Here is a 7,468-nt window from a genome sequence, read left to right as displayed (position 1 = left end):
TCCGGCGTTTGAGGACGAGGCCGTCCAGGCCGAAGCGGGGGTCTGGGGGGCGCAGCCCCCAGGGAGGCCAACACCAGCACACCCCCCCGCCACACAGCCCAGGGCAACTGAGAAATTCGGCTCAAGCGCCGCGGGCATTGGCACTCCGCTTGACCGAGTGCTAATCGCAGTCATAGTCTCAGACCTGGCACTCCCCCCTGGAGAGTGCCAATAGCGACGGGCAGGTCCGGCACCCGCGACGACGGATCCACCTGGTCGCCACCTCAGACAGTTAACCCCGTGAGATCTCCGAAGGGGGAGGTCGGATCGTGACGACCACCAGCTCCAAGGTTGCCATCAAGCCGCTCGAGGACCGCATTGTGGTCCAGCCGCTCGACGCCGAGCAGACCACCGCCTCTGGCCTGGTCATCCCGGACACCGCCAAGGAGAAGCCCCAGGAGGGCGTCGTCCTGGCCGTGGGCCCGGGCCGCTTCGAGAACGGCGAGCGTCTTCCGCTCGACGTCAAGACCGGCGACATCGTGCTGTACAGCAAGTACGGCGGCACCGAAGTGAAGTACAGCGGCGAGGAGTACCTCGTCCTCTCGGCCCGCGACGTGCTCGCGATCATCGAGAAGTAATTCGCTTCACATTCAGTTTGTGAGCTACGCCCCTGGCCCCCGCGACCTTATGAAGCCGGGCGTCAGGGGCGTAGTTCGTTTCACCCACGTTTTCCGAGAGGGCTGAACCGCTCCCATGGCGAAGATCCTGAAGTTCGACGAGGACGCCCGTCGCGCCCTCGAGCGCGGCGTCAACAAGCTTGCCGACACGGTCAAGGTGACGATCGGCCCCAAGGGCCGCAACGTCGTCATCGACAAGAAGTTCGGCGCCCCCACCATCACCAACGACGGCGTCACCATCGCCCGCGAGGTCGAGCTCGACGACCCGTACGAGAACCTCGGTGCCCAGCTGGTGAAGGAGGTGGCGACCAAGACCAACGACATCGCGGGTGACGGCACCACCACCGCCACCGTGCTCGCCCAGGCGCTCGTCCGCGAGGGCCTGCGCAACGTTGCCGCGGGTGCCTCCCCGGCCGCCCTGAAGAAGGGCATCGACGCCGCCGTCAAGGCCATCTCCGACGAGCTGCTCGCCACCGCGCGGCCCATCGACGACAAGGCCGACATCGCGGCCGTCGCCGGTCTGTCCGCGCAGGACAGCCAGGTCGGCGAGCTCATCGCCGAGGCGATGGACAAGGTCGGCAAGGACGGTGTCATCACCGTCGAGGAGTCCAACACCTTCGGTCTGGAGCTGGACTTCACCGAGGGCATGGCCTTCGACAAGGGCTACCTGTCGCCGTACTTCGTGACGGACCAGGAGCGGATGGAAGCGGTCCTCGAGGACCCGTACATCCTCATCCACCAGGGCAAGATCAGCTCCATCCAGGACCTGCTGCCGCTGCTGGAGAAGGTCATCCAGGCCAACGCCTCCAAGCCGCTGCTGATCATCGCCGAGGACGTCGAGGGCGAGGCCCTGTCGACCCTGGTCGTGAACAAGATCCGCGGCACGTTCAACGCGGTCGCGGTCAAGGCCCCCGGCTTCGGCGACCGCCGCAAGGCGATGCTCGGCGACCTCGCCACCCTCACCGGCGGTCAGGTCATCGCCGAGGAGGTCGGCCTCAAGCTCGACCAGGTCGGCCTGGACGTGCTGGGCTCCGCCCGCCGCGTGACGGTCACCAAGGACGACACCACGGTCGTCGACGGTGCCGGTGACTCCTCCGAGGTCGCGGGCCGCGTCAACCAGATCAAGGCCGAGATCGAGAACACGGACTCCGACTGGGACCGCGAGAAGCTCCAGGAGCGCCTCGCGAAGCTGGCCGGCGGCGTGTGCGTGATCAAGGTCGGCGCCGCCACCGAGGTGGAGCTGAAGGAGAAGAAGCACCGTCTGGAGGACGCCATCTCCGCGACCCGCGCCGCGGTCGAGGAGGGCATCGTCTCCGGTGGTGGCTCCGCTCTGGTCCACGCCGCCAAGGTCCTCGAGGGCAACCTCGACAAGACCGGCGACGAGGCCACCGGTGTCGCGGTCGTCCGCCGCGCGGTCGTCGAGCCGCTGCGCTGGATCGCCGAGAACGCCGGCCTCGAGGGCTACGTCATCACCGCCAAGGTCGCCGACCTGGAGCCCGGCCAGGGCTTCAACGCCGCGACCGGCGAGTACGGCGACCTGGTCAAGGCCGGCGTCATCGACCCGGTCAAGGTCACCCGCTCCGCCCTGGAGAACGCCGCCTCCATCGCCTCCCTGCTCCTCACGACCGAGACCCTGGTCGTCGAGAAGAAGGAAGAGGAGGAGCCGGCCGCCGCTGGTCACAGCCACGGCCACTCCCACTGACACACGTCGGTGAACCCGTAGTGCACCGAAGGCCCGGCACCCCTCTGGGGGAGCCGGGCCTTCGCGCTGCCGTCACTGTCAGCAGGGCGGCTGCCGTCACTGCGGCCCGTACTTCCGCCCGGTCTTCGACGAGATCCCGCCCAGCACCGCCTGCGGAGTGACCTTCACCAGGCCCATCAGCGCCTTGTAGCGCGGGTCCGGGATCGACAGCGACTTGCCGCGCGCCAGATCCGCGAGCGCCGCCGCGACCAGCTTGTCCGCGTCCAGCCACATCCAGTTCGGGATGTTGTCCGTGCCCATCCCGGCCCGCTGATGGAACTCGGTCCGCACAAAACCGGGCGCCAGCGCCATCAGTCGTACGCCGGTCCCGGCCAGGTCCTTCGCCGCCCCCTGCGTGAACTGCACCACCCACGCCTTCGACGCGCCGTACGTCCCGCGCGGCACGAAGGCCGCCACCGACGCCACGTTGACCACCCCGCCGCGCCCGCGCTCCCGCATCGCCTCGGTTGCCGCGCCGGTCAGCCGCAGCACCGCCTCGCAGTGCACCTTGAGCATCTTCAGCTCGCCGGCCATCGGTACGTCGAGATAGCGGCCCTTGTTGCCGAAGCCCGCGTTGTTGACCAGCAGGTCGACGGGGTGTTTGCGGTCGGCGAGGCGGACGGCCACCGCCTCGATGCCCTCGTCGGTGGCGAGGTCGGCGGTCAGCACCTCCGCCTCGATGCCGTGCCGGTCGTGCAGTTCGGTCGCCTGCTCCCCGAGCCGCTCGGTGTTCCGCGCGACCAGCACGAGGTTGTGCCCGTCCGCCGCGAGCCGCCGCGCGAACGCGGCACCGATCCCCGCGGTCGATCCCGTAATCAATGCCGTTGTCATGGCGCAAGATTAGTGACCCGGAGCAAGCCGGTCCGATCTCTGCACAGGCCCTCCAGATCCGTGACGAACACGTGTCGAACAACGCGTCGAACAGGCCGTGGCGCCAGGTCAGCCCAAGTACTCCGCGACATACTTCCGCGCCTGCGCCAGCGCCTCGGGATGCAGCGCCTCGCCCGCCGGCAGCAGCCGCGGCAGCAGCTCCCGCTCGGTCGTCACGGCCCGGAACTGCAGCGCCACCGTCACCTCGTGGTCGGGCCGGTGCACGATCTCGATCGCGTCGCCCGCCCGGATCTCACCGGGCTCGATCACCCGCAGATAGGCCCCCGGCGCCCCCTTCACGGTGAACCGCTTCACCCACCCCCGCTCGCCCAGATGGTCCTGGAACGTACGGCACGGGATCCGCCCGCAGGTGACCTCCAGGACCACCTCGGAACCGATCCGCCAGCGCTCGCCGATCCGCGCCCCGGACACGTCGAGCCCCAGCGTCGTCAGGTTCTCCCCGAAGGAGCCGCTGGCCAGCGGGCGCCCCAACTCCCGCTCCCAGTCGTCGAGATCCTCGCGCGCGACCGCGTACACCGCCTGGTCGTCGCCGCCGTGGTGGCGCCGGTGACACACCGCGTCCCCGGCCAGCCCGCTCCCGGCGACGCCCTTGGGCCCGGGCGCGCTCACCCGCACGGCCGCGTCGGTCGGCCGCTTGTCGATGCCGGTCACCCCGTCGGGCTGGTCCGTGTACGGCACGGCCGTGGCCCGGCCCAGATTCAGCGAGAGAAGCTTCATGAAGGCACGGTAGGCGAGATCGCCCCAAAGACGCGACGCATTATTCATCGCCGTACCCAAGGAACACTTATGCTCGACGCATGATCGAGGCCCGACATCTCCGTGTGCTGCGCGCCGTCGCCGCCACCGGCTCCTTCTCGGCGGCCGGACGTGAACTGGGCTGCACCCAGCCCGCCGTGAGCCAGCAGATGAAGGCCCTGGAGACCTCGATCGGCACCCCGCTGCTGATCCGCACCGGCCGCGAGATGCGCCTGACCCAGGCGGGCGAGGCCCTGGTCCGGCACGGGGCGGGCATCCTCGCCGGCCTCACGGCGGCGGAGGAGGAGGTCGCCGCGATCGCTGGCCTGCGCGCCGGCCGGGTCCGCCTGGTCTCCTTCCCCAGCGGCAGCTCGACGCTCGTCCCCACCGCACTGGCCGCCCTGCGCGCCGCGCACCCCGGCACCCGCGTCTCCCTGGAGGAGGCCGAGCCGCCGAACTCCGTCGACCTCCTACGGGAGGGCGACTGCGACATCGCGCTCGCCTTCCGCTACGAGACCGCGGCGGGCGCGGAGGACTGGTCCGACCTGGTCGTACGCCCCCTGCTCAGCGACCGACTGGTCGCCCTGGTCCCGGAAAAACACCGGCACGCGCGTGTGCGGTCGCTCGCCATCGGCGAACTCGCCGACGACCCCTGGATCGCCGGCTGCCCGCGCTGCCGGGGCCAGTTGGTCGAGGTGTGCGAGACGGCGGGCTTCACCCCGCGCATCGACTTCGCGACCGACGACTATCCGGCGGTCGTCGGCCTGGTGAGCGCCGGCCTGGGCGTCGCCGTCCTGCCCCAGCTCGCCATCGAGTCCGTACGACCCCGGGGCGCGCGGACGGTGACGCTGGAACCGGCGGTGCGGCGGGAGATCGTCGCGCTCACCCTGCCGGACCTGGCGCGGGTGCCGGCGGTGGCGGCGACGCTGGACCAGCTGGAGCGGGCGGCCCGCGAAAAACAGGCCCGCGAAAAATAACGGGGCACGCGTGCGCGTACCCCTGGTGGACGGCTGGTTGGACCCCTGGTGGAGAGCTAGTCGGACCTCTGGTGGAGGGCCAGCTGGAGAAACGTTCCTTCAGTTGTTCGAAGCCATGTCCCCGGTGGCCGAAGCCGACACCAGCCGGTTGCGGGCACGCCCCATGAGCTCCTCGCGCTCGTCCTCGGTCAGGCCGCCCCAGACGCCGTACGGCTCGCGCACCGCCAGCGCGTGCGCCGCGCACTGTGCGCGGACCGGGCACCTCATGCAGACCTCTTTGGCCGAGTTCTCACGAGCGCTTCGTGCCGCACCGCGCTCGCCCTCGGGATGAAAGAAGAGCGAGCTGTCGACCCCTCGGCAGGCAGCCAGGAGCTGCCAGTCCCACAGGTCCGCGTTCGGTCCGGGAAGGCGGGAGAAATCTGCCATTGCGTGACCCCTTGTAGCCGTTATGGGCGGATACGGTGTCCACGACCGTACAACTACGATCTAAGGAGATGAAAATATGACTCATTGCGAATCTAGCCTCAGACACCAGGAAAAGGGAAGAAATAGGGCTGAATGGGGCACCGGTTGTGATGAAAGCTTGAGGGTCGGCCCCGCATGCCTCCACCGTGTCCGCACCCTCACGTAGAGTGCCGAAGAGGACACACGGCCCCGTAACTCTTTCGAGTGACCGTCGTTGAGAGTGCGAGGCGGTTGAGAACAACAAGAGCTCGGGCAGGCGTCCGAGACGGTCGACCGCACAGGTGACGATTTCGTACCAGCCTGGAGGCTCAAGGTGACGCGCATCAGTTGCGGAGGGCGGCCATGACATCCGTCCTCGTCTGTGACGACTCCCCGCTTGCCCGAGAGGCGCTCCGCCGCGCGGTCGCGACCGTGCCCGGTGTCGAGCGCGTGACGACGGCGGCCAACGGCGAGGAAGTCCTCCGCCGCTGGGGTGCCGACCGTTCGGACCTCATCCTGATGGACGTCCGCATGCCCGGACTCGGCGGTGTCGAGACCGTGCGGCGGCTGCTGTCCGCCGACCCGGGCGCCCGCATCATCATGCTCACCGTCGCCGAAGACCTGGACGGCGTGGCCCTCGCGGTCGCGGCCGGCGCCCGCGGCTATCTGCACAAGGACGCCTCGCGCGCCGAACTGCGGGCCACGGTCACCCAGGCCCTCGCCGACCCGACCTGGCGACTGGCTCCGCGTCGGCTGCGCTCGGCCGAGATGGGCGCCGCGCCGACGCTCACCGCGCGCGAGATCCAGGTCCTGGAGGGCATGAGCCACGGCCGCTCGAACGCGGAGATCGGCCGTGAGCTGTTCCTCTCCGAGGACACGGTCAAGACACACGCCCGGCGGCTCTTCAAGAAACTCGGCGCGTCGGACCGGGCACACGCCGTGGCGCTCGGTTTCCGATGGGGCCTGGTTCGCTAGGCCCTGTCGTCGCATTCCCGTCTCGCCCGGAGGGCGGCCCGGGGGCGTCAGGTGCGTGCTCTCGGCGCGCCGGGCCCGGACCCGCGTACTGGACGTACTCGGGTCCGGGCCCGGTGCGGCGAGAGTGCGTGCATGGCGTCGCCGGGCAGACGGGAANCTAGGCCCAGGTCAGTGGGTTGCAGCGGGGTTACGACAATCCCCGCCCACCTCATGGTGGGCGGGGGCGGCAAAAGGGCCCACCGGGTGCCCGCTGCTCGTTTCGCCGCGGATGCCGCATCCTTGAGGTGTGGAGTTCCTCGGGGACGAGTCGGTCGAGCGGGAGGGGAGGGCGCAGGAGATGAGTTCCGGCGCACCTGCTCATAACGCTTCGGTGCACAACAACGGACGCGGTGCCACGGACCCTTCGGCCACAAGGCACCATGGACCGATGCGTGACGACGAGGCGGCCAGTGCCCCAGGGGCGATTGGTGGACTCGTCCTTCGCGCGGTCGACGGAGACGAGCAGGCGACCCACGATCTGCTCGCCCACGTCCACCCCCTGGCGCTCCGCTACTGCCGCACCCGGCTGTCCCGACTCCCGGGCGACGCACGGCACTTCGTGGAGGACCTCGCCCAGGAGGTCTGCGTAGCCGTCCTCCTCGCACTCCCGCGCTACAAGGACACCGGCCGTCCCTTCGAGGCCTTCGTCTTCGCCATCGCCGCCCACAAGGTCGCCGACCTCCAGCGAGCCGCGATGCGCCACCCCGGCTCCACGGCCGTTCCGTCCGACGAGATGCCCGAGCGGCCGGACGACTCCCTCGGCCCCGAAGAGCGCGCCCTGCTCAGCAGCGACGCCGAATGGGCCAAGAAACTGCTGGCCAACCTGCCGGAGAACCAGCGCGAGTTGCTTCTGCTGCGGATCGCCGTCGGCCTCACCGCCGAGGAGACCGGCCAGATGTTGGGAATGTCACCCGGCGCGGTCCGGGTCGCCCAGCACCGCGCGCTGAGCCGACTGCGGGCACTGGCCGAGCAGTAACGCCCGCAGTAACGCCCGCGCGGGCGCCGCGTTG

8 protein-coding genes are annotated in these 7,468 nt (G+C 69.8%); 5 read left to right on the top strand and 3 right to left on the bottom strand.

What is annotated here, in order from left to right; genetic code table 11:
• Positions 1 to 308: 308 nt before the first annotated feature.
• Both groES and groL read left to right on the top strand, forming a co-directional pair.
• Positions 309 to 617, top strand: a complete 309-nt coding sequence (gene groES, locus JHN63_RS33325; RefSeq protein ID WP_019066754.1) for a co-chaperone GroES — start codon at positions 309 to 311, stop codon at positions 615 to 617.
• A 115-nt stretch (positions 618 to 732) separates the two neighbouring features.
• Positions 733 to 2,358, top strand: a complete 1,626-nt coding sequence (gene groL / locus JHN63_RS33320) for a chaperonin GroEL (RefSeq protein ID WP_200687744.1) — start codon at positions 733 to 735, stop codon at positions 2,356 to 2,358.
• Between the two features lie 96 nt (positions 2,359 to 2,454).
• Here groL and JHN63_RS33315 read toward each other — a convergent pair whose 3' ends face one another.
• Together JHN63_RS33315 and JHN63_RS33310 are read right to left on the bottom strand one after the other, a co-directional pair.
• Positions 2,455 to 3,228, bottom strand: a complete 774-nt coding sequence (locus tag JHN63_RS33315; RefSeq protein ID WP_200687742.1) for an SDR family oxidoreductase — start codon at positions 3,226 to 3,228, stop codon at positions 2,455 to 2,457.
• A gap of 108 nt (positions 3,229 to 3,336) precedes the next feature.
• Positions 3,337 to 4,005 (bottom strand): MOSC domain-containing protein, encoded by a 669-nt coding sequence (locus JHN63_RS33310; RefSeq protein ID WP_200687740.1) that lies wholly within the window; start codon positions 4,003 to 4,005, stop codon positions 3,337 to 3,339.
• Between the two features lie 80 nt (positions 4,006 to 4,085).
• Here JHN63_RS33310 and JHN63_RS33305 point away from each other — a divergent pair, with 80 nt between their 5' ends.
• A complete protein-coding gene (locus JHN63_RS33305) occupies positions 4,086 to 5,000 on the top strand; it encodes a LysR family transcriptional regulator (RefSeq protein WP_200687738.1) in 915 nt (304 codons plus the stop codon).
• Between the two features lie 99 nt (positions 5,001 to 5,099).
• On the opposite strand, the gene JHN63_RS33300 is transcribed toward JHN63_RS33305, so the two are convergent.
• Entirely contained in the window at positions 5,100 to 5,426 is a 327-nt protein-coding gene (locus tag JHN63_RS33300) for a WhiB family transcriptional regulator (RefSeq protein ID WP_200687736.1), read from the bottom strand.
• A 381-nt stretch (positions 5,427 to 5,807) separates the two neighbouring features.
• Here JHN63_RS33300 and JHN63_RS33295 point away from each other — a divergent pair, with 381 nt between their 5' ends.
• Complete coding sequence (locus JHN63_RS33295; protein ID WP_003948568.1) at positions 5,808 to 6,419, top strand: response regulator transcription factor; 612 nt, start codon at positions 5,808 to 5,810, stop codon at positions 6,417 to 6,419.
• 427 nt (positions 6,420 to 6,846) lie between these two features.
• A complete protein-coding gene (locus tag JHN63_RS33290; RefSeq protein WP_019055585.1) occupies positions 6,847 to 7,434 on the top strand; it encodes a sigma-70 family RNA polymerase sigma factor in 588 nt (195 codons plus the stop codon).
• Positions 7,435 to 7,468 lie beyond the last annotated feature (34 nt).

It is taken from the genome of Streptomyces sp. MBT65, assembly GCF_016612545.1.
GTDB lineage: Bacteria > Actinomycetota > Actinomycetes > Streptomycetales > Streptomycetaceae > Streptomyces.
Note: the sequence above shows the minus strand (reverse complement) of the source record. Positions and strands in the feature narration are given on the sequence as shown.

Bases quoted from the DNA above. Each gene is read 5' to 3' on its own strand.
- groL (WP_200687744.1), top strand. From the start codon at position 733: ATGGCGAAGATCCTGAAGTTCGACGAGGACGCCCGTCGCGCCCTCGAG.
- JHN63_RS33315 (WP_200687742.1), bottom strand. From the start codon at position 3,228: ATGACAACGGCATTGATTACGGGATCGACCGCGGGGATCGGTGCCGCG.
- JHN63_RS33310 (WP_200687740.1), bottom strand. From the start codon at position 4,005: ATGAAGCTTCTCTCGCTGAATCTGGGCCGGGCCACGGCCGTGCCGTAC.
- JHN63_RS33305 (WP_200687738.1), top strand. From the start codon at position 4,086: ATGATCGAGGCCCGACATCTCCGTGTGCTGCGCGCCGTCGCCGCCACC.
- JHN63_RS33300 (WP_200687736.1), bottom strand. From the start codon at position 5,426: ATGGCAGATTTCTCCCGCCTTCCCGGACCGAACGCGGACCTGTGGGAC.
- JHN63_RS33295 (WP_003948568.1), top strand. From the start codon at position 5,808: ATGACATCCGTCCTCGTCTGTGACGACTCCCCGCTTGCCCGAGAGGCG.
- JHN63_RS33290 (WP_019055585.1), top strand. From the start codon at position 6,847: ATGCGTGACGACGAGGCGGCCAGTGCCCCAGGGGCGATTGGTGGACTC.